Raw genomic sequence first — 814 nt, 5'->3', positions numbered from 1 at the left:
CCGTCACGTGGCTGCGTGAACGGTGGCACGACCGGGCGGAGGCCCCCGAAGTCCGCCTGTCGGCGGCGATCGGCTGGCTCTGCCTCACGGACCAAGCCGTGCCCGAGGAGTTCCGCCGGACCGTTGACACCCTTGCCGACGACGAGCGTGCACACGCCATGGAGGCCCTGCGGTGGATGAACGCAGCCTCAGGCACCGGCGAACCGGGCCTTCTGCGGTGCAGACGCTGCATGCTCCACCCGGAAGAACCCGACCCCGAAGCGGCCGCCTGGGACTCCCTGTTCTGAGCAAACGGGCTGTGAAACGAGATAGTCCGAATACAGAAGGGGCGCTGCCGTGTTGGCTGCACCCCTTCTGAACCGGTCCTAGCGGACCACCGCGGTGGGTGTGGGATTTGAACCCACGGTGACTTGCGCCACGACGGTTTTCAAGACCGTTCCCTTAGGCCGCTCGGGCAACCCACCTCGCTCCGCCACCAGGTGCGGAGCCAGTACAGCGTACCGGCCGCGCGAGGGGGCGAGGGGGCGGGCCCGGCTCAGGCCTCGCGGCCGGCGGTGAGGCGTGCCGCCGAGGCGATCGTGGCGCGTGCCTCGCGTTCCGTGAGCCCCGTGCGGACCGCCGCGTCCGTCAGATGGCGGGCCAGATCGTCGCCGATGCCGTTCTCGTACGCGCGGCAAGCCGCCCAGAACAGGCGGGTGTTGCGCTGCCCGACCCGCGCGCCGAGGACGAACTGGACCAGGCCGCGGCCCTGATGCGAGCCGCCCGCGGGAGGTGCCTTCGTACGCGGCGGGGGTGTGAGGAGGCGCAGCAGGGC

Annotated in this window: 1 protein-coding gene, 1 tRNA gene and 1 pseudogene; 1 reads left to right on the top strand and 2 read right to left on the bottom strand. The window is 71.1% G+C overall.

The features are described from left to right. Positions 1–287, top strand: a pseudogene (locus G6045_RS40710) (hypothetical protein); the annotation flags it as partial. 92 nt (positions 288–379) lie between these two features. Here G6045_RS40710 and G6045_RS40705 read toward each other — a convergent pair. Next, positions 380–464 (bottom strand) — tRNA-Ser (locus G6045_RS40705). Between the two features lie 71 nt (positions 465–535). Then, positions 536–814, bottom strand: a 279-nt coding sequence (locus G6045_RS40700; RefSeq protein WP_206344836.1) for a primase alpha helix C-terminal domain-containing protein, incomplete at its 5' end; no start/stop codon positions are given.

Source organism: Streptomyces mesophilus (assembly GCF_011044995.1).
GTDB lineage: Bacteria > Actinomycetota > Actinomycetes > Streptomycetales > Streptomycetaceae > Streptomyces > Streptomyces mesophilus.
Note: the sequence above shows the minus strand (reverse complement) of the source record. Positions and strands in the feature narration are given on the sequence as shown.